The organism is Alteromonas sp. 4NH20-0056 (assembly GCF_057539655.1).
The window spans coordinates 123,196-142,136 of record NZ_BAAJLS010000006.1 but is presented as its reverse complement, the minus strand read 5'-3'; the positions used below and the strand labels follow the sequence as shown (position 1 = coordinate 142,136).

Sequence of the window (18,941 nt, the reverse complement as noted above, 5' to 3'; positions counted from 1 at the left end):
AGCGCTATTTAATACCGCAAAACGCAACCAATTGATCACCCTTTTTGGCCTTAGCCATAAAATGACAAAATACGAGTGTCATTAGGTATTAGTCGGCAAGTGCATCATCATGCGGCGCACTAAATCGCGGAAAGCCAAACCAAATCGCAAGCAGACCAAACACAAATATGAGCATGGGATACCAGCAGTATGGCGTAATAGCCAAGGGTGAAATGCCCACCACCGCCGCTGCACTGAGAAGTTGCGCCCCATAAGGCACTAAACCCTGGAAGCTGCATGAGAAGATATCCAGCAATGAAGCTGTGCGACGCGGGTCAACACCATATTTTTTGTTTAAATCGCTGGCAATGGGGCCAGCGGTTACTATGGCGATAGTATTATTTGCCGTTGTAATATCAAGAAAACTAACCAAGCCTGCAATACTGAACTCTGCCCCTTTTTTGCTTGTCACCTTTCGGGTCAGCCTATCGATGAGCCATGTAATACCGCCATTTGCATGCATTAGCGCCACAATACCACCGATAGTAATGGCTATCATGGCGAGGTCTTGCATCCAGCCCATTCCTTTTTGAATACTTTGCATCATGCTCAGCACTGTAAAGCTATCTTGCATCAGCCCCACGATACACGCACTGGCAATACCGACACCAAGCACGCTTATCACATTAAACCCACTTAGCGCGAAACCAATAATGCAAAGATAAGGTAAAATGCGCCATACGTCGTAATCGTTGGTTTCAACAATGCTTGAGGTATCTACATCGACACACAACAGCAATATCATGGTGACGATACTGGCAGGCAAAGCGACCATTAAGTTCGCGCGAAACTTATCTTTCAAACGCACTCCTTGCGTTCGTGTGGCGGCTATAGTGGTATCTGACACAAAAGATAAATTGTCACCAAACATTGCCCCCCCAACGACTATCCCCAGCGCCATTTCTATAGGTAGGCCCAAGCTAGTCGCTAAGCCAGCGCCAATGGGTGATAGCGCAGTAATGGTTCCCATCGACGTTCCCATCGCAAACGAGATGAAACAACAAATAAAAAAGAGGCCAGGTAATATCATCGCGGAAGGAACAAACTGTAGGGCCATATTCACCGTTGCGTCCCGTGCACCAATATCAATGGTCACGGCGTAAAAGGCGCCCGCCAGCAGAAAAATTAACACCAATAGTATTATATTTTTATCGCCTCCTCCTTTACAGAAGGTAGACACCTTTTCAGAGAAACTAACCCGCTCCCCTTTAGGATTCAGGCACAGCCCATAACCCGCACTGATAAAAAATGCCACCAGAATGGGCATTGAGGTTATGTCGTTAGTGACGACACCGGTAGCAACCACCAAGACAACAAATAATAGAATAGGCGTTAGCCCTAACGGGTTGGGCGATACGGCTTTGGTTTGGTCCACTACACACTCTTTCTTTACGCTTAAAATGAAGCGCTGAGAATAAAAGGTTTTGTGAAGCATTTAAAGAAGGTTAATAGATTGAATGGTATTTACTTATAAAAACATCGCTTTATAAAACGTACACGGAATAGCAATCGCCTGCTATCCCGTATTGCCGAAGACGAAAAAACCTATTTCTTACCCAGCTTTCTGATATCCATCTCTTAGCTGTACATCAATAGCCTTTAGTACAGCGCTTCGATTAATACATCCTTGCAATACACCGTCATCATCAACCACAGGATACACTCTAGGCTTCTCCTTTATGAGTAATTGTGCCAATTCAATCACAGACATATAAGGTTTTATCGTCATAACGGGGGTTTTCATAATATCTGACACCCTACAGATTTGTTCGCGGTAGTAACTAGAGGCAATCATTTGGGCTATGCAGTCTTGTTCCGATAAAAAACCAACTACCTTGCCTTTTATATCGACAACAGGCCCTCCGCTTTGCCCGCTTGTTAACAAGGTTTCGACTGCCTCAGCAACGGGCATTTCAATGTGAAGTTTTACGGGGTGAGTGTTCATATAATCACTGACTTGCAACGATTCCATTTATATCTCCCAGCCGTTTTACCCTATTACTGACACAACAAGCCAAGGCATGACGGCATTTCTTTTGTTTTCAATGAGTGTAAAGGCTTCCCCTTCATTTATCAGCGTAGTCGGAGAAAAGCATAACAGCTACTTTTTCCGACTAAATTTTCGTGATTATTTATATATTGAAACCGTCACGTTTCCAGCGGTATCAACACTTGCCCTGTACATACCCGCAGAATTAAAAGGCATTGCAATATTTCCCTTTGCATCGATAGCAATAACACCACCATCACCGCCTGCGTCTTTTAAAACCTTATTAATAACCGTGTCAGCCGCCTCATTAAGCGTAAGCCCTTGGTACTTCATTCGCGCACAGATATCCGCTGCAACATTGTAACGAATAAAATATTCACCGTGACCGGTAGCAGAAACGGCGCAACTTGCGTTATCGGCATACGTCCCTGCGCCAATAATCGGAGAGTCACCAATTCGCCCATAACGTTTTGCCGTCATGCCCCCGGTTGATGTTCCTGCAATGATGTCTCCATGCTTATCGAGCACAACGGCCCCCACGGTACCGAAACGTTCATTGCCGATTTGACCACCAAACTTCGATGCGGCTTCTAGCATCCTAGTCTTTGCCTTATCTAACGCTTTTTTTCGAAATTCCGTATCAAACGTACTGTTATCGACTTTTTCAAGTTTGTGCTCAAATGCAAAAGACTCAGCGCCTTCTCCCGATAGTAAAACATGAGGCGACACGTTCATGACCAATTGCGCTGCAGCTATTGGGCTTTTTATTTGCTTCACGCCCGCCACAGCACCCGCATTTTTACTACCACCGTGCATAATCGACGCATCAAGTTCGTGAGCCTCATCAAAGGTATATACCGCGCCTACCCCTGCATTAAATAATGGCGACGCTTCAAGTAACTGAATGGTTTCAACAACGGCTTGCTCGCCAGTGCCTCCGGCAGTTAATACTTCATAACCATGCATTACAGCCTGTCGCAGGGTGTCTCGATAAGCCTTTTCTTTTTCAGGCGTCATTGAAGATTTCAAAATTGTGCCGGCGCCACCATGAATTGCAATTGCTACAGGTGCTGGTGCTGATGGCGCATCGTTGTGGTTGTGCGCCTGTGCAGTAAAGCTTGCTAATCCTGCACAGAAAAGCATTGATAATATTGAGGCGATTTTCATTAGTCGATTGCGTCCTTCTTGTAATAAAGCCATACCATGACACAATTTCATCGTTATGAACAAGACATCGCCTTGATGGCATTTGGTATTCAAACTACAGACGTGTAAACTCTGTGGCATAAAAACGCAATCAACAAGACCAACGCCTTCATGCAAGAACCGACTTTTCTTTGGTACGATTTTGAAACTTTTGGTACCAGCCCCAAAAAGGATCTCCCCTGCCAATTCGCTGCCGTAAGAACCGATATGGATTTAAATGTGGTAGGAAAGCCCATTAATATAATGAGCGCTATTGCTAATGACTACCTACCCAACCCTGAAGCATGCTTAATTACCGGCATAACACCACAACAAACCCTTCGAGACGGTTCAAATGAGGCCGACTTTGCCGCCCGAATTTTCAAAGAAATGGCAACGCCCAACACCTGCAGTGTCGGCTTTAACAGCATTCGGTTCGATGATGAAGTGGCGCGTTTTCTCTTTTACCGTAATTTCTACGACCCGTATTCACGAGAATGGCGCAACGGGAATAGCCGTTGGGACATAATCGATGTCGCACGTGCCTGTTATGCACTTAGGCCAGAAGGCATTAATTGGCCTACTAAAGAAGACGGAAGCCCTAGCTTTAAATTAGAACACCTTACCGCAGCAAACGGCTTGTCACATGAAAGTGCACACGATGCATTAAGCGACGTTTACGCCACAATAGCGTTAGCAAAATTGATAAAAGATAAACAACCAAGACTTTTCGAGTATGCGTTTTCACTTAAAAGTAAGCATACCGTTTTACAACAATTGGACATGTCAAAGCCCTCAGTGGTTTTACATATTTCATCTAAGCTTCCAGCTGCACAAGGATGCTGCACGTGGGTAATGCCCATTGCTAAGCACCCTACCAATGCCAACGCCGTTATTGCGATAGATTTATCGAAGTCGGTAGACAGTATTATCAATGATACGCCGGACACATTGCGGGAGAAGCTATATGCCCCAAGAGAAGCATTTGAAAACGCCAACGAGCGTCCTGGCGTCAAACTCATTCATATCAACCGTTCGCCTTTTTTGACGACGGCAAAAGCCATGACAGAAGAGAACGCTGAGCGATTAGGGCTAGATAGAGAAGCCTGTTTAGAGAACTACCGATTGTTAGCTTCTACACCGGATATTGCGCAAAAGCTTTACCAACTGTATGACACTGACCACGTTGAGCGTGACGACGATATTGATCAGGCTTTATACAGCGGAGGTTTTTTAAGTGATGATGATAGACGCTGGTGCGACCGAGTCATCGATGCGGCACCTGAAACGTTAGCACTGCTGGCAGATGAAACCCAGCATACCGGCCTAAAGTCTCTTCTGTTTCGCTATCGTGCGCGTAATTTCCCCAATACACTTACTTATGATGAGATGATGAAGTGGCAACATCACCGCCAGGCCAGACTGACCGACGCGACATCACCAAGTGCAATGACACTTGATGTTTATATGGTGAAGCTTGAACAACTCGCCCATGACCACAGCGATAATCCAGAAAAACAGGCCATTTTGAGAGCGTTGTATCAATACGCTGAAAACCTTTGACCTGAATAAAGCAAAAGCATTACATTGTGGTATTGTTTAACCACATGACGTGGTAGACATTTTTATATCGGTAATTTTGAAAAAACGTTGTCTTTTGCATAAAGCGTGGCGTGGTGATGTCGATATAGAATAAAGAGCTCAGAATGCGGTAAAGGATAACAAGAAATGAATGGCGTACATATTAGTTTCGATAACTCGCAAACCTACATCAACATCGCGTTGCATCCCTCTGAATTTGACAGTGAAGTTAACATCAAAGACGTTTATGCGCTGTTGAACGAGGGCGAATGCAAAGGCCTATACATTTCTGAGGCATCGCTGAAGTCCGCCGTTGATACCGCCAATCATTTCTTTAAAACAAGCGATGGTACGGTGGTAAAAGAGCGTATTGGCGAACGTCGAAATGCAGAAGTTGAATTCAGAATTTCTGAAGATAGCATGAAAGCCACCCTCATCATTACGACGCCTTATGGTGGCAAGCTTCCTAATGTAAAAAGCATCAAAGCACTTGCAGCGAAAAATAATATTCACCGAGGCCTCAGTGTTAAACGCATTACGTCTTTGCTCGAACAAGCCAAGATGGAATCGCCGGGTGCGTTAGTTGACGATGTCGTCGCCAAAGGATTACCGCCTAGAAATGGGCGCTCATCGCGCTTTATCCCGCTGGTACCCAATGCGTTAGATAGGGTTTTACGCCCTCAAACCAACGATGGTCAACGCGTAGACATGCGTAATCTTGGCGAGGTGATTTGTATAAAAGCCAACACGCCCGTACTACGCAGAACAGAGCCATCGAAAGGGCGTTCTGGATTTGATGTAAGGGGGGGTAAGCATCCCCCATCACCGGGCGAATGGATTGAGTTTAAAATGGGAAGCGGTACGGCTGTATCAGATAATGACGCAAACGTTTTGGTTTCTATCATTGCAGGCATGCCAAAATATAAAGACCAGATAATGAACGTTGATGACACCTTTACGTGCAATGGTGTCAATGTGGGTACCGGTCATATTAACTACGACGGTGCGGTCTTGGTTAATGGTGACGTCACTGAAAAAATGCAAATTAAAGCAGCAGGCGATGTTACCGTAAATGGTTTTGTAGAATCAGCGTTTATAGAATCGGGGGGTGACATTATTATCACCGAAGGCGCGATGGGCAAAGTTAACGACAACAGCACTGAATATACCTGTAAGCTAGTTGCGGCAGGCAGTATTCATGTTCAACATGGCCAAGGGATCGACGTTCAGTGCTCGGGAAGTATCACCGTTGGAAGACAGTTAGCCTATAGTCGCCTGCGCTGTGGTGGTGGTGTGACAGTAGGGCAACTTGATAAGCCTATGGGCAACTTGTTTGCGTGTGAGATTATCAGCCAAGACAAGGTAGAAGCAGGAACGTTAGGTGCAGTATCGGGCAGTACGTTAAAAATAGACTTCAGCCAAGGGTTTAATCTATTGCTTGAGAGAAAAGACTCGCTAGACGATCTCGTACGTCAACTTCGAGAGAATAACCTCAAACATAAAGAAAAGATTGATATCATTCGGAACAAACGTGTGCCCGAAGAGCTTCGCGCGAAAGTTAATGATGCACTTGAATTGTTCAATAATGAATCAGCACTTTTAGAGTGGTTAGAGTTAAAAGCCATAGAAGTTAAAAATGCTAAAGAAGCGTATCAAAATGATATCAAACTTGTCGCGAACAAACGATTATACTCTGGTGTTTCGGCTAAATTGAATAACCGAAACTGGCGCTCTGAGCGAGAATATGACAGAGCAAAAGTGTTTTACGACGCTCACCAGTGGGTTTATGAACCTATCGTGTAAAAACGCAACCAACCCGTTTGAACAAAACGGGTTGGTTAATTTTCAGCAATAACGGTACCTGAACTCATCCGCTTTGCCTGAAGTAGTGCATTTCTGCTGCGCTCTAGCCAAGGCATCATCTCCTCCTCGCTTTTTAACTCAGTCACGCCAAACGACACGTGAATATCATCAAAACGACTAAGCGCGTCGAGGATATTGGTAGATAGTCTTTCTGCTAACGCTTTTCCGTCGGCTAGTGAAGTGTGTGGTAATAATATTAACAATTCTTTATTACTGAATCGCGAAACGGTATCTACGTCTCTTACCGCACCGAGGCATTTTTGCGATACTCGCCTCATGGCATCCCGAAGCACGCTAACGCTATCCATCATCCCATTAACATCCGTGCAATCAAGCTCTACAATAATGAGCGTGGGTATATGATTAAAACGCCGAAAACGAGTAATTTCATTTTCTATCGTTTGAATCATCTTATTGTTATTAAATAGCCCAGTGTCATCGTCGTACGCTGACAGCATGGAAAGCGTGTAATTTCTCTCAGCCAACGTTGCTTGAAGTGATTCAATTTCAATATTCTTTTGATGAAGCACTCGGTTCGACTTCACCACCACACGATTTCGCCAGATTAGAAACGCCACCAGTACAAATGCGGCCACCATAAATAAGAAGAACGTCGTGTAGTCTCTGTTGTGACTGACTCTCACATGGTTCCATTTACGATAGATATCAACATGCTTTTCTATCGGTATACGGCTTATAGCCTTGTTTAGAATAGGAACAAGATGAGAATAAGAGCGGTTTACCCCATACGCCAACGAGTCATAAGGCTCTGCATAACCAACAATGGCTAATCCCGCCAAGTTTTCATTATTAATATGTAAGTTCACACTCATTAACGAGCCCACCATCACGTCAAACTCGCCGTTAAGAAGCTGAAATAGCCCGTTTTTCTCTGACTCTATCATTGCCAGACGCAAGTCAGGGTAAAAACGACGTACATATTCTGCCTGTCTGTATGCGTCGACAATGCCGACCGTTCTGTCGCCAATACCGTCATAACCTTGCAAAATTGGCGTACCTTGTTTTGCAACCAATACGTTAGGTGATTCAAAATAAGGCTGCGTAAAATCTAAAAACTGACGTCGAAAGTCAGACGCGTTCATCATCGGTATTACATGGCAAATGCCCTGTTGAACGAACGCGAGACTTTCACGCCAAGACTGTGTCTCAACAAGCTCGAATGTAAGCCCTGAAAGGCTTGAAATAAGAGCCATATAGTCTGCCGATATTCCTACATGCCTGTTGTTTCGAATAGCTTCATAGGGTGACCAACTTGGGTCGATGCAGTAGGGAATTGGTTTATCTAGATAAGAGGGCGTGGCCGATGTCGCAGTCGCGTTTGCCTGGACTTGAGTAGATTGCGCGAAGGCAACGCACATAAACGCATTCAACAACATTGCTACCACTATACACCGGCAGCACCTAAACACATTCAAACGGGATCCTCAGATATCAAGTAAAGTTTTGGCATCGAAGTATCTTTGCTGGGGTAGAAAAATGCAATACGTAACTTGCCTAAATGGTCAAGTTACGTGCAACTTTTGCTGAAACTCTTCATTTAAATATGTTTTTTCATTCATTATCGACGCAAGTTTTTCTACCGCCACGCGGATGTCATCAAATCTAAGGTAAAGAGGAGCAAAACCAACGCGAAGTATATCAGGGGCACGGAAATCTGCGATTACGCCACTCGCTATCCAGGCTTGGCAAATGGCGTACGCGTGCTTATGTCGAAATGCAAGTTGGCTACCACGTACTTCAACGTTAGGGCTAGCAAATTCAAACGCGTTAAAAATATCGTGTCGTTCCATACACGTTATAAAGTGTGCTTGAAGTGCTTCTGACTTTTCGGCAACATCCTTTACATCAAGGTCATCAAATATTGATAGTGCAGCATCAAGAATACTCATACTTACTATGCCAGGCGTACCACAAAGGTTCTGCTTTATCGTATTAGGCGATTCATAGTCTGGTGAAAATGCAAACGGTGCATTGTGGCCCATCCATCCAGACAGCGGCTGCTTATAGGTAGATTGATGCTTAGACGCAACGTATATAAACGCGGGCGCGCCCGGCCCTCCATTTAAGTACTTATAAGTACACCCTACGGCAAAGTCTACGTTACACGCATCAAGTTCGACTGGGAATGCGCCCGCGCTGTGTGCTAAGTCCCATAACATTAGAATACCTTTATCATGCGCACTATCGGTAATTGATGCCATGTCCAGTTTAAAGCCTGAACGGAAATTGACTTGAGTAAGCATGAGTACCGCAATATCGTCACATAGCTGCCCTTCAATATCTTGTTCATCAAGATACCGTACCGTATATTCATCATCTAATAGGTCAATGAGCCCCTGAACCATGTAAATATCGGTTGGAAAGTTATCACGAGTAGTCGCAATCACTTTTCTACTTGGGTTTAACTTTAACGCTGCACTTAATGCCTTAAAAAGATTCACCGAAATTGAATCACAACTAACGATCTGCCCTTTTTCAGCCCCTACAATCGCGCCAATTTTATCGCCTACAATACTTGGTAAATTTATCCAATTGTGTTTGTTCCAGCTTGTGATGAGGTCTTCACCCCACTGTTTTTCGACGACCTCTATTGCCCGCGCTTTCGCTTTGCTAGGTAATGGACCTAGTGAGTTGCCGTCTAGATATATTATCCCTTCTGGAAGCGAAAATTGGCTGCGGATATGCCTAAGGGCATCATTACTATCAAGATCGTTATCAATCATACTATCTACTTCTTATTACTTAATCAGTTCTTCGTAAAACGCATTAAAGCTTAACGTTTCTGGGTGTAGCCAATCGAAGTGGCCACCGGCTTTTATAATCCGAGGTGTAGCCCCAGCAAGGTTTGCGTGTAGACTAGGCACAATAGCATCAGCATCGCCTTGAAGAAGTATTACAGGGAGCGTGGGCGTATCGATCACTGGTGTCGCTTCAAGATAAGCCGCTTGCACATGCTCTTGCGCTGGTGAATCTGCATTTGACTGCATTTGATCCTCACTAGGTACGCCACCCATAAACACTTTTGTTGCGGTTTGGCAGCTATTTTCACCTTGTGCATACCGCGCAATGTCGGTAATCGCTGCCAGCCCAATAACTTTATTAAGGGGTAACCCATCCAATACCGTATGTTCCTGTATAGCGAGCAGCGCCAAATGGCCGCCGGCGGAATGCCCTGCTAAAGCAATGCGATGCGGCATTGTAGTATCCCGCCAATAGGTGGATAAGTACTGCAGCGCACTGATCACATCGTTGCGCGAGCCAGGCCACCCGCCACCTTCATCGCCGGCACGTCTGTATTCAACCGCGTAAACATCAATACCTCTTTCAGATAACGCCTTATAAAAACCTCTAGCATGATTGAGATCATAGGCATTTAACCAGCATCCGCCGTGAATAAATATAAGGGCCCCGTTGTTGTCCGTTACCTCTTCTGGCGCTTTCCATACATCAATAAACTGAAGTTTGTCCGAACCGTAAGCTAATCGTAAAAACGGGTCGCTTTGTGGTAATGCAGACAGCGAGCTATATGCAACATTTGAGAGCTCAGCTGCATAGGTCGTTTGACTAACATGAAATAATAATGCAGCGATGGAAATTAAAAAGAGGCGACGAATCATAACGTTGAGATACTTTGTTTTTACTTAACTCACCCTATTAAAACACAAATGGCACCGATGTAGGTGCCATTTTCTAGATTCACGTTTCTGATTGCTGAAAAGTGCTACAGCATCTCAACGGCTAGGGCAACGCCTTCTCCACCACCAATACAAAGAGAAGCAATCCCTTTTTTGGCATCACGCTGTTTAAGTGCATGTAACAGGGTTACTAAAATTCGTGCGCCTGATGCACCAATAGGGTGTCCTAATGCGCATGCGCCGCCTTTTACATTAACCTTCTCTTCATCAAGTCCAAGCTTGCGTATTGCCAGCATAGTCACCATTGCAAAAGCTTCGTTTATCTCAAACAGGTCCACATCGTCTTTCGACCATCCCGCTTTATCCATTACTTTTTCCATCGCGCCCACGGGTGCAACAGTAAAATTCTCTGGCTCAATCGCATTCGTAGCGTGAGCAACAATCTTCGCTAGCGGTGCTAAGCCAAGCGCTTCTGCTTTTGACTGCGACATAACGAGTAACGCTGCAGCACCGTCCGAAATAGAACTAGAGTTTGCTGCCGTAACGGTACCGTCTTTTTTAAAGGCTGGTCTAAGCGACGGTATTTTTTCAGGACGCGCTGAGGTAGGGCCTTCATCGGTATCAACAACCACGTCACCTTTACGACCTGACACGGTAACGTTGACAATTTCATCGCTAAATGTTCCGGTGTTGATCGCTTCGTTCGCTTTTGACAATGAGCTAAGTGCAAAGTTGTCCATATCGCCACGCGTAATATTTTCAGCGTCGGCGGTATCCTGAGCAAAGCAGCCCATCGCTTTTCCGTCGTACGCATTCTCAAGGCCGTCAAGCATCATGTGGTCTAGTACTTGACCGTGTCCCATGCGGTAGCCACTGCGTGCTTTAGGTAACATATAGGGTGCGTTACTCATGCTTTCCATACCGCCCGCCACTACCGTTGTTGCACTCCCCGCTTTGATCAAGTCATGAGCGAGCATTACTGCTTTTAAGCCAGAGCCACACACTTTGTTAATGGTCGTCACGCCAGCGCTTAAGGGGAGACCTGCGCCAAGTGATGCTTGTCGGGCAGGCGCCTGGCCAAGACCTGCTGGCAATACACAACCCATGATAACCTCGTCAACGTGACTAACATCAACACTTTCACACGCAGCTTTAATGGCCACAGCACCCAACTCTGTTGAAGGTACAGCAGACAAGCTTCCGTTGAACCCACCCATAGGTGTACGCTTAGCCGCAACGATTACAACCGTTTCATTACTCATACCATTTCCTCATAAATATTTGAAATCATGAAATTTTTATACGTAAAACCTTTCATGCGTATACAAAAGTAGACACCCATAGTGGGTTTAACCTAATGCTATCATTGTGAAAAATTGACGTTAGCAAAATGTTACTTTACCTTAACGTAAATTGTAATTAACGTTAACGTAAACCCCCAAGGTTTAGGTGTCAATGATTCCTAACACCAAGGCGATGTGATTCCGTAAAGGACAATAAACAGCCCGGGGTGCGACACAAGGTGCGTGTAATGACAGACCACGACAGTGAACCAACCTTCGCCATCGGTGAATTGGCCCGCGAATTTGATATCACGCCTCGCTCTATTCGCTTTTACGAAGAACAGGGGCTACTCAGCCCGCAACGAACCGGCCAAAATCGAATCTACTACAACAAAGACCGGGTCAGACTAAAGCTTATTTTGCGTGGAAAACGCTTGGGCTTTTCTCTTGCTGAGGTAAATACACTTTTTAACATGTACGACACGAACCCTAATTCAGCCGTTCAGCTTGAGGCAATGCTTGAAATGACTGAGCAGAAACGTGCCGTACTTAATCAACAATTAGAAGACATACAAATGCTTATGACAGAGCTTGACGATGTAGAAAGCCGCTGTCGAGAAGAATTAGCTGAACTTAAAAGAGGAAAAATTGCATGAACACTTCCTATCCTACACTGAACTTTGGACTTGGCGAAGACATCGACATGCTTCGCGACCAAGTTTACCAATTTTCACAAAATGAAATTGCTCCCCTTGCAGAACAAGCTGATGCTGACAATCAGTTTCCGAACAAACTCTGGCCAAAACTTGGGGAAATGGGGCTTTTAGGTGTTACCGTTTCTGAACAGTACGGCGGCTCAGACATGGGTTATTTAGCGCACACTATCGCGATGGAAGAAGTGAGTCGAGCTTCAGCAGGCATTGGGCTGAGCTATGGCGCACACTCAAATTTGTGCGTTAACCAAATATTCAAAAATGGAAACGATGCCCAGCGCGAGAAGTATTTACCAAAGCTGGTTTCTGGTGAACATATTGGCGCACTTGCTATGAGTGAACCTAATGCAGGTTCGGACGTGGTAAGCATGAAATTGCGTGCTGAAAAGCGCGGAGACAAGTACATTCTAAATGGCAATAAGATGTGGATCACCAACGGTCCTGATGCACATACCTTCGTTATCTACGCAAAAACTGACCCAAGTGCAGGTCCACGGGGTATCACAGCCTTTATTGTTGAACACGATTTCCCAGGCTTCAGTCGCGCGCAAAAGCTAGACAAACTTGGCATGCGCTCATCAAATACATGCGAACTTGTATTTGAAGATTGTGAAGTACCGGCGGAAAATATTATTGGCCAAGAAGGTGAAGGCGTACGCGTCCTAATGAGTGGCTTAGACTACGAACGACTTGTACTGTCTGGTGGCCCACTCGGTATCATGCAAGCGTGTATGGATATTGTCGTGCCGTACATCCACGACCGCGAGCAATTCGGTCAATCAATTGGCCAGTTCCAATTAGTACAAGGCAAAGTAGCCGACATGTACACACAAATGAATGCCGCTCGCGCCTATGTTTATACTGTTGCCCAGTCTTGCGACCGTGGCGAAACCACACGTAAAGATGCCGCAGGTGCAATCCTATATTCTGCTGAATTGGCGACGAAAATGGCCCTTGATGCTATTCAGCTTCTCGGCGGAAATGGTTATATCAATGAGTACCCCACGGGCCGATTACTGCGCGATGCAAAACTTTATGAAATTGGTGCGGGCACTTCGGAGATTCGCCGCATGCTTATTGGTCGTGAGTTATTCAACGAATCAAAATAAATTAATGGTCTTAGCTATGTGGCAGCATTTGATCGATAAATATAATAAAAATGAAAACGGTCATGGCTGCCCGCTAACTTTAGACAAATACCAATAACCGACATCTCCACCGTGGAGATTGAAGAACATTAAGGAGGGGGCCATGCCCGTTCTACGTTCAACGATAAATACAAAATCTGAAACCTTCGTGGTTAATGCCGAGCATATGCAGGCGCAAGTCAATGATTTGCTTGAAAAGATAAAGCAAATTGAGCTGGGCGGCGGCGAAAAAGCAGCAGAAAGGCATGTTTCGCGCGGTAAATTGCTTCCCCGTGACAGAATAAATGCCCTGCTTGATGACAACACTCCATTTCTTGAGATTAGCCAATTAGCGGCGTGGGAAGTGTATGATGACTATGTGCCGTGCGCGGGTGTAGTAGCAGGCATTGGTCGCGTTTCAGGTATTGAATGCATGATAGTAGCAAACGATGCCACCGTAAAAGGCGGAACCTATTACCCGCTAACGGTTAAAAAACACCTTCGTGCACAAACCATAGCTGAACAGAATAACCTGCCATGTATTTACTTGGTTGATAGCGGCGGTGCAAACTTACCGCGCCAAGATGACGTATTTCCTGATCGCGAACATTTTGGCCGAATCTTTTTCAATCAAGCCAATATGTCAGCAAAGAATATCCCCCAAATTGCTGTAGTAATGGGCTCTTGCACGGCTGGTGGTGCCTATGTTCCAGCTATGGCTGACGAGAGTATCATCGTTAAAGAACAGGCCACGATCTTCTTGGGTGGCCCACCTTTGGTTAAGGCTGCTACGGGTGAAGTGGTTACCGCTGAAGAATTAGGTGGCGGTGACGTGCACACCCGTATTTCAGGCGTGGCTGATCATTTAGCAAATAACGACCATCATGCGTTGTCGATTGCACGAAACGCAGTGGCAAGGCTTAACAGAACGAATGAGAAGTGCATAACGCCAAGTGAAGTTAAGCCTCCCCGTTTTGATACCAAAGAAATTTACGGCATCGTTCCAGCTGACAGCAAGCAAACCTTCGACGTGAAAGAAATCATTGCTCGTGTGGTGGACGACTCTGATTTTGATGAGTTTAAACCACTCTACGGCACGACACTGGTTTGTGGTTTCGCAAGAATATTCGGCTTTCCCGTAGGTATTATCGGCAACAATGGCATTTTGTTTGGTGAGAGCGCGATGAAGGGAGCCCACTTTGTGGAACTCTGTGCAAAGCGTAAAATCCCGCTAATTTTCCTACAAAACATAACAGGGTTTATGGTTGGAAAACAATATGAGCACGGAGGTATCGCAAAACACGGCGCAAAAATGGTCACTGCGGTAGCCTGCGCTAATGTCCCAAAACTTACCGTTCTAATCGGTGGAAGTTTTGGTGCGGGCAACTATGGCATGTGTGGACGGGCGTATGACCCGCGGTTCCTATTTATGTGGCCTAACGCCCGCATATCCGTTATGGGAGGCGAGCAAGCTGCTGGCGTGCTTGCGCAGGTAAAGCGCGATCAAAAAGCACGTGCTGGCGAAACATGGAGTGATGAAGAAGAAAAGGCATTTAAACAGCCTGTTATCGATACCTATGAAACGCAAGGTCACCCCTATTATGCGTCGGCAAGATTATGGGACGACGGCGTTATCGACCCTGCAGACACGCGATTGGTACTTGGATTATCACTGTCAGCCGCATTAAATAAACCTATTGAAGACACCAATTTTGGTGTGTTTAGAATGTAATCGAGGACACTGATAATGGAACAAGCAGTTACCTATATCGTAGACCAGCGCAATGTGGCCACGATTACACTGGCACGGCCTGACAAACATAACGCCTTTAATGACGACATGATTGCTACGCTGACTTCACTATTTAAGAAAGCGGGTGAAGACGACACCGTGCGTGCTGTGATACTGCAAGCGCAAGGCAAAAGCTTCAGTGCAGGAGCAGATTTAGGCTGGATGAAGCGCATGGCTAGCTACACCGAATCACAAAACCATGCTGATGCAATGGCACTTGCGACGATGCTTCATACGCTTTACACGTTACCTAAGCCAACGATTGCACGCGTACAAGGCGCTGCATTTGGCGGGGCTGTCGGGTTAATAGCCTGTTGTGATATCGCCATTGCAAGTAAGTTGAGTAAGTTTTGTCTTAGTGAAGTGAAAATCGGTCTTATTCCCGCAACCATAAGCCCATACGTTATAGAGGCAATGGGCGCGAGAGTGTGCAGACGTTATTTTCAAACAGCTGAAGTGTTTTCTGCACGTCGAGCACGCCGTTTAGGACTATTAAGCGAGGCGGTTAGCGAAGACGAACTTGATAGCACTATTGACGACATTATCACCGCTATATTGAAAAACGGCCCTCAGGCAGTTAGTCAGTCAAAAGCATTGGTTCAAGATGTGGCTGGCATACCAATTTCACCTTCATTGATGGAAGAAACCAGTGCCCGTATTGCGGCGGTTAGAACATCAACAGAAGGGCAAGAAGGGTTAAACGCGTTTCTTGAAAAACGCACAGCAGCATGGCAAGAGGTATCGCAATGATTACAAAACTCCTGATCGCTAACCGTGGCGAAATAGCGTGCCGCGTAATGAAAACTGCAAAGTCGTTAGGTATTCAAACGGTAGCCGTTTATTCAGACGCTGACATACACGCCAGACATGTCCAAATGGCAGATGAAGCCGTGTGCCTTGGCGCCGCGCCATCAAAAGACAGCTACTTAAAAGCAAATGATATTATTGCCCATGCGAAACGTTTGGGTGTAGACGCTATACATCCAGGATATGGCTTTTTATCAGAGAATGCGGGATTTGCTACCGCGTGCGAAGATAATGATATTATTTTTGTCGGTCCACCCGCTTCAGCGATTGAAGCGATGGGCTCAAAGTCTGCGGCCAAACACATCATGGAAAAAGCGGGTGTTCCTCTGGTTCCGGGTTACCACGGCGATGACCAATCACCCGCTGTGCTAAAAAAAGCCGCGGATGACATGGGTTACCCGGTACTGCTTAAAGCTGCTGCCGGTGGCGGCGGAAAAGGCATGCGCCAAGTATGGAGCGAAGACGAATTTTCTCACGCATTAGATGCGGCGAAACGCGAGAGTATGGCAAGCTTCGGTGACGACCATATGTTGGTAGAAAAATACCTTACGCGCCCTCGCCACGTCGAATTTCAAGTGTTCTGTGACAAGCACGGTAACGGCGTGTATTTATTTGAACGAGACTGTTCAGTGCAGCGTCGTCATCAAAAAATAATTGAAGAAGCTCCTGCGCCCAACATGTCTCAAGAAACTCGTAAGAAAATGGGTGACGCAGCGCTACTCGCCGCCAAAGCGATAAATTACGTCGGCGCCGGTACGGTCGAATTCTTGTTAGACGAAGATGATTCATTTTATTTCATGGAGATGAATACGCGTTTACAGGTCGAGCACCCCGTAACAGAAATGATCACTGGTGAAGATCTCGTGCATTGGCAACTACTGGTCGCCGAAGGCAATGTTTTACCTAAATCTCAAAAAGACCTTACACTCACTGGCCACGCGTTTGAAGCGCGTATTTACGCCGAAGATCCAGATAACGACTTTCTTCCAGCAACTGGCCGATTAGCGCTACTTAAACCACCACAAGAAAGTGATGTCGTACGCGTTGATACGGGCGTGGTGCAAGGCGATGAGGTTACCGTTTACTACGACCCTATGATTGCTAAGCTCGTCGTATGGGGCGCCGATAGAGAAATTGCACTAAAGCGCTTACTAAGTGCCTTAGGCGATTATCATATCAGTGGCCTAACCACGAATATTGATTTTCTTATGCGAGTTGCGGGTAGTAAACCGTTCATCAACGCTGAACTCACTACTACATTCGTTGATAAGCATAGCGATATGCTATTTAAGAAAAAAGAAAAAGACCTGGCTACATTGCTGCCTACCATGGCGATGCTGGCATTAGCTAGCCGGGAGAAGATTGATACTCAAAGCCAATCGCCTTGGGATACAGCAGGGTCATGGCGCGCAAACATGGCATACCGTGAATCGATGGTGATACGTATTGACGACATCGAACACGACGTTACCGTGTCTCATACGCCACGCACAAATGATAATGAAACCGCCACGTTCACGGTTTCACACGCTAGTGGCACGTCAACAATAAGTGGGTATATAGACGGGCAAACGTTTATCGCGATTGCTGATGACACACGTACCCGATATAGCTTTTCAAAAGATGGCAACATCTTTGGTTTATACAGCCAGTCAGCGTATTTCCATTTTGACGTAATAACCCCTGATCTTGGCGATGATACAAACGAAAATGATGAGGCAAACCTGACCGCCCCAATGAATGGAACCGTCGTTGCTACTTTGGTAGCGGTAGGCGAGAACGTTAAGAAGGGTACGCCGATTATGATTATGGAAGCCATGAAAATGGAACATAGTATTTCGGCGCCAGCAGACGGGGCCGTATCAGAGTTCTTTTTCTCTTCAGGCGAATTGGTGGATGGTGGCGCCACACTGCTAGCGTTCGATAAGACCGAAGAGGAAGCGTAATCATGGCACTCCCTCGTGATGTTTCTATTGTTGAAGTCGGCCCAAGGGATGGGCTTCAAAATGAGAAAGCCGTATTGACTGTTGTTGACAAGGTAACATTGGTCAACTTATTGTCAAAAACAGGGCTTTCTCGAATTGAAACAGGCAGCTTTGTGTCACCTAAGTGGGTGCCACAAATGGCAAACTCAGATGATGTGTTCCACGGGATAGACAGAGAGACACACTGTGTTTACTCTGCCCTGACTCCGAATATGAAAGGGTTTGAAGCTGCTATTTCTGCGAAGGCTGATGAAGTGGCGATTTTTGGCGCTGCGTCTGAATCATTTTCACAGAAAAACATAAACTGCTCTATTACTGAAAGCCTTACACGCTTTGAAAGTGTCATTGCAGCGGCTGATGCGAGTAACGTTAAGGTAAGAGGTTACGTCTCTTGTGTTATGGGCTGCCCCTATGAAGGGGAAATATCACCTCAAAAAGTGGCCGACGTAACCAAGACACTATTGGATATGGGGTGTTACGAGGTGTCGCTTGGCGACACTATTGGTGTGGGTACACCAGCATCAACGAAAAGAATGCTTGATGCAGTACTCAACGTCGCTCCCACCACATCACTGGCCGTACACTTCCATGATACTTATGGTCAGGCACTGGTTAATCTTTACACCGCGCTGGGTTATGGCATCCCTACTATCGACTCTGCCGTGGCCGGATTAGGCGGATGTCCATATGCAAAAGGTGCTAGCGGGAATGTGGCTACTGAAGATGTGCTTTACATGTTAAACGGGATGGGCATAAATACGGGCGTCGACATGACCGCGTTATTGGAGGCGACCGCGCATATTTCCCGTGTGTTAAACCGTGAACCCGTGTCAAAAGTCGCAAACGCGTTACTTGTACAAAAAAGCACATAACGACGCGTAACGAATCTTAACAAGTGTGGTTAACACCACTTAAAACAC

15 protein-coding genes are annotated in these 18,941 nt (G+C 45.8%); 8 read left to right on the top strand and 7 right to left on the bottom strand.

Annotated elements, in window-relative coordinates:
• Positions 1–88: 88 nt before the first annotated feature.
• The 3 genes from AC27EZ_RS12675 to AC27EZ_RS12665 all read right to left on the bottom strand — a co-directional run bounded on the left by AC27EZ_RS12675 (position 89) and on the right by AC27EZ_RS12665 (position 3,196).
• Positions 89–1,414, bottom strand: a complete 1,326-nt coding sequence (locus AC27EZ_RS12675) for a Na+/H+ antiporter NhaC family protein (protein WP_487135662.1) — start codon at positions 1,412–1,414, stop codon at positions 89–91.
• Positions 1,415–1,591: 177 nt separating this feature from the next.
• A complete protein-coding gene (locus AC27EZ_RS12670; protein ID WP_487135661.1) occupies positions 1,592–2,011 on the bottom strand; it encodes a CBS domain-containing protein in 420 nt (139 codons plus the stop codon).
• A gap of 156 nt (positions 2,012–2,167) precedes the next feature.
• Positions 2,168–3,196, bottom strand: a complete 1,029-nt coding sequence (locus AC27EZ_RS12665) for an isoaspartyl peptidase/L-asparaginase family protein (protein ID WP_487135660.1) — start codon at positions 3,194–3,196, stop codon at positions 2,168–2,170.
• 150 nt (positions 3,197–3,346) lie between these two features.
• Here AC27EZ_RS12665 and sbcB point away from each other — a divergent pair, with 150 nt between their 5' ends.
• Together sbcB and AC27EZ_RS12655 are read left to right on the top strand one after the other, a co-directional pair.
• Positions 3,347–4,777: an exodeoxyribonuclease I gene (gene sbcB / locus AC27EZ_RS12660; RefSeq protein WP_487135659.1), complete on the top strand. Its 1,431-nt coding sequence runs from the start codon at positions 3,347–3,349 to the stop codon at positions 4,775–4,777.
• A gap of 165 nt (positions 4,778–4,942) precedes the next feature.
• Entirely contained in the window at positions 4,943–6,598 is a 1,656-nt protein-coding gene (locus AC27EZ_RS12655; protein WP_487135658.1) for a flagellar assembly protein A, read from the top strand.
• Positions 6,599–6,633: 35 nt separating this feature from the next.
• Here the strand turns inward: AC27EZ_RS12655 and AC27EZ_RS12650 are convergent, their stop codons facing one another.
• From AC27EZ_RS12650 to AC27EZ_RS12635, 4 genes are all read right to left on the bottom strand, one after another.
• Complete coding sequence (locus AC27EZ_RS12650) at positions 6,634–8,037, bottom strand: transporter substrate-binding domain-containing protein (protein WP_487135657.1); 1,404 nt, start codon at positions 8,035–8,037, stop codon at positions 6,634–6,636.
• Between the two features lie 144 nt (positions 8,038–8,181).
• Positions 8,182–9,402 (bottom strand): kynureninase, encoded by a 1,221-nt coding sequence (kynU, locus tag AC27EZ_RS12645; protein WP_487135656.1) that lies wholly within the window; start codon positions 9,400–9,402, stop codon positions 8,182–8,184.
• A gap of 15 nt (positions 9,403–9,417) precedes the next feature.
• Positions 9,418–10,296, bottom strand: a complete 879-nt coding sequence (locus AC27EZ_RS12640) for an alpha/beta hydrolase (RefSeq protein WP_487135655.1) — start codon at positions 10,294–10,296, stop codon at positions 9,418–9,420.
• Between the two features lie 104 nt (positions 10,297–10,400).
• Complete coding sequence (locus AC27EZ_RS12635; RefSeq protein ID WP_487135654.1) at positions 10,401–11,576, bottom strand: thiolase family protein; 1,176 nt, start codon at positions 11,574–11,576, stop codon at positions 10,401–10,403.
• Between the two features lie 269 nt (positions 11,577–11,845).
• Here AC27EZ_RS12635 and AC27EZ_RS12630 point away from each other — a divergent pair, with 269 nt between their 5' ends.
• The 6 genes from AC27EZ_RS12630 (at position 11,846) to AC27EZ_RS12605 (ending at position 18,893) form a co-directional block, all read left to right on the top strand.
• Complete coding sequence (locus AC27EZ_RS12630) at positions 11,846–12,253, top strand: MerR family transcriptional regulator (protein WP_487135653.1); 408 nt, start codon at positions 11,846–11,848, stop codon at positions 12,251–12,253.
• Positions 12,250–13,419: an isovaleryl-CoA dehydrogenase gene (locus AC27EZ_RS12625; protein ID WP_487135652.1), complete on the top strand. Its 1,170-nt coding sequence runs from the start codon at positions 12,250–12,252 to the stop codon at positions 13,417–13,419. The genes AC27EZ_RS12630 and AC27EZ_RS12625 overlap by 4 nt, the downstream gene beginning before the upstream one ends.
• 142 nt (positions 13,420–13,561) lie before the next feature.
• On the top strand, positions 13,562–15,169 hold the full coding sequence (locus tag AC27EZ_RS12620) for a carboxyl transferase domain-containing protein (RefSeq protein WP_487135651.1): 1,608 nt from the start codon (positions 13,562–13,564) through the stop codon (positions 15,167–15,169).
• 15 nt (positions 15,170–15,184) lie between these two features.
• A complete protein-coding gene (locus AC27EZ_RS12615; RefSeq protein ID WP_487135650.1) occupies positions 15,185–15,979 on the top strand; it encodes an enoyl-CoA hydratase/isomerase family protein in 795 nt (264 codons plus the stop codon).
• A complete protein-coding gene (locus AC27EZ_RS12610; protein ID WP_487135649.1) occupies positions 15,976–17,982 on the top strand; it encodes an acetyl/propionyl/methylcrotonyl-CoA carboxylase subunit alpha in 2,007 nt (668 codons plus the stop codon). Before AC27EZ_RS12615 ends, AC27EZ_RS12610 begins: the two co-directional genes overlap by 4 nt.
• Positions 17,983–17,984: 2 nt before the next feature.
• Positions 17,985–18,893 carry a hydroxymethylglutaryl-CoA lyase gene (locus AC27EZ_RS12605; protein ID WP_487135648.1) on the top strand — a complete coding sequence of 303 codons (909 nt, stop codon included), beginning with the start codon at positions 17,985–17,987 and terminating at the stop codon, positions 18,891–18,893.
• The last annotated feature ends 48 nt before the right edge of the window (positions 18,894–18,941 follow it).

Coding starts and splice junctions, on each gene's coding strand:
- AC27EZ_RS12670 (WP_487135661.1), bottom strand. CDS start 2,011: ATGGAATCGTTGCAAGTCAGTGATTATATGAACACTCACCCCGTAAAA.
- AC27EZ_RS12665 (WP_487135660.1), bottom strand. CDS start 3,196: ATGAAAATCGCCTCAATATTATCAATGCTTTTCTGTGCAGGATTAGCA.
- sbcB (WP_487135659.1), top strand. CDS start 3,347: ATGCAAGAACCGACTTTTCTTTGGTACGATTTTGAAACTTTTGGTACC.
- AC27EZ_RS12655 (WP_487135658.1), top strand. CDS start 4,943: ATGAATGGCGTACATATTAGTTTCGATAACTCGCAAACCTACATCAAC.
- AC27EZ_RS12650 (WP_487135657.1), bottom strand. CDS start 8,037: ATGTGCGTTGCCTTCGCGCAATCTACTCAAGTCCAGGCAAACGCGACT.
- kynU (WP_487135656.1), bottom strand. CDS start 9,402: ATGATTGATAACGATCTTGATAGTAATGATGCCCTTAGGCATATCCGC.
- AC27EZ_RS12640 (WP_487135655.1), bottom strand. CDS start 10,296: ATGATTCGTCGCCTCTTTTTAATTTCCATCGCTGCATTATTATTTCAT.
- AC27EZ_RS12635 (WP_487135654.1), bottom strand. CDS start 11,576: ATGAGTAATGAAACGGTTGTAATCGTTGCGGCTAAGCGTACACCTATG.
- AC27EZ_RS12630 (WP_487135653.1), top strand. CDS start 11,846: ATGACAGACCACGACAGTGAACCAACCTTCGCCATCGGTGAATTGGCC.
- AC27EZ_RS12625 (WP_487135652.1), top strand. CDS start 12,250: ATGAACACTTCCTATCCTACACTGAACTTTGGACTTGGCGAAGACATC.
- AC27EZ_RS12620 (WP_487135651.1), top strand. CDS start 13,562: ATGCCCGTTCTACGTTCAACGATAAATACAAAATCTGAAACCTTCGTG.
- AC27EZ_RS12615 (WP_487135650.1), top strand. CDS start 15,185: ATGGAACAAGCAGTTACCTATATCGTAGACCAGCGCAATGTGGCCACG.
- AC27EZ_RS12610 (WP_487135649.1), top strand. CDS start 15,976: ATGATTACAAAACTCCTGATCGCTAACCGTGGCGAAATAGCGTGCCGC.
- AC27EZ_RS12605 (WP_487135648.1), top strand. CDS start 17,985: ATGGCACTCCCTCGTGATGTTTCTATTGTTGAAGTCGGCCCAAGGGAT.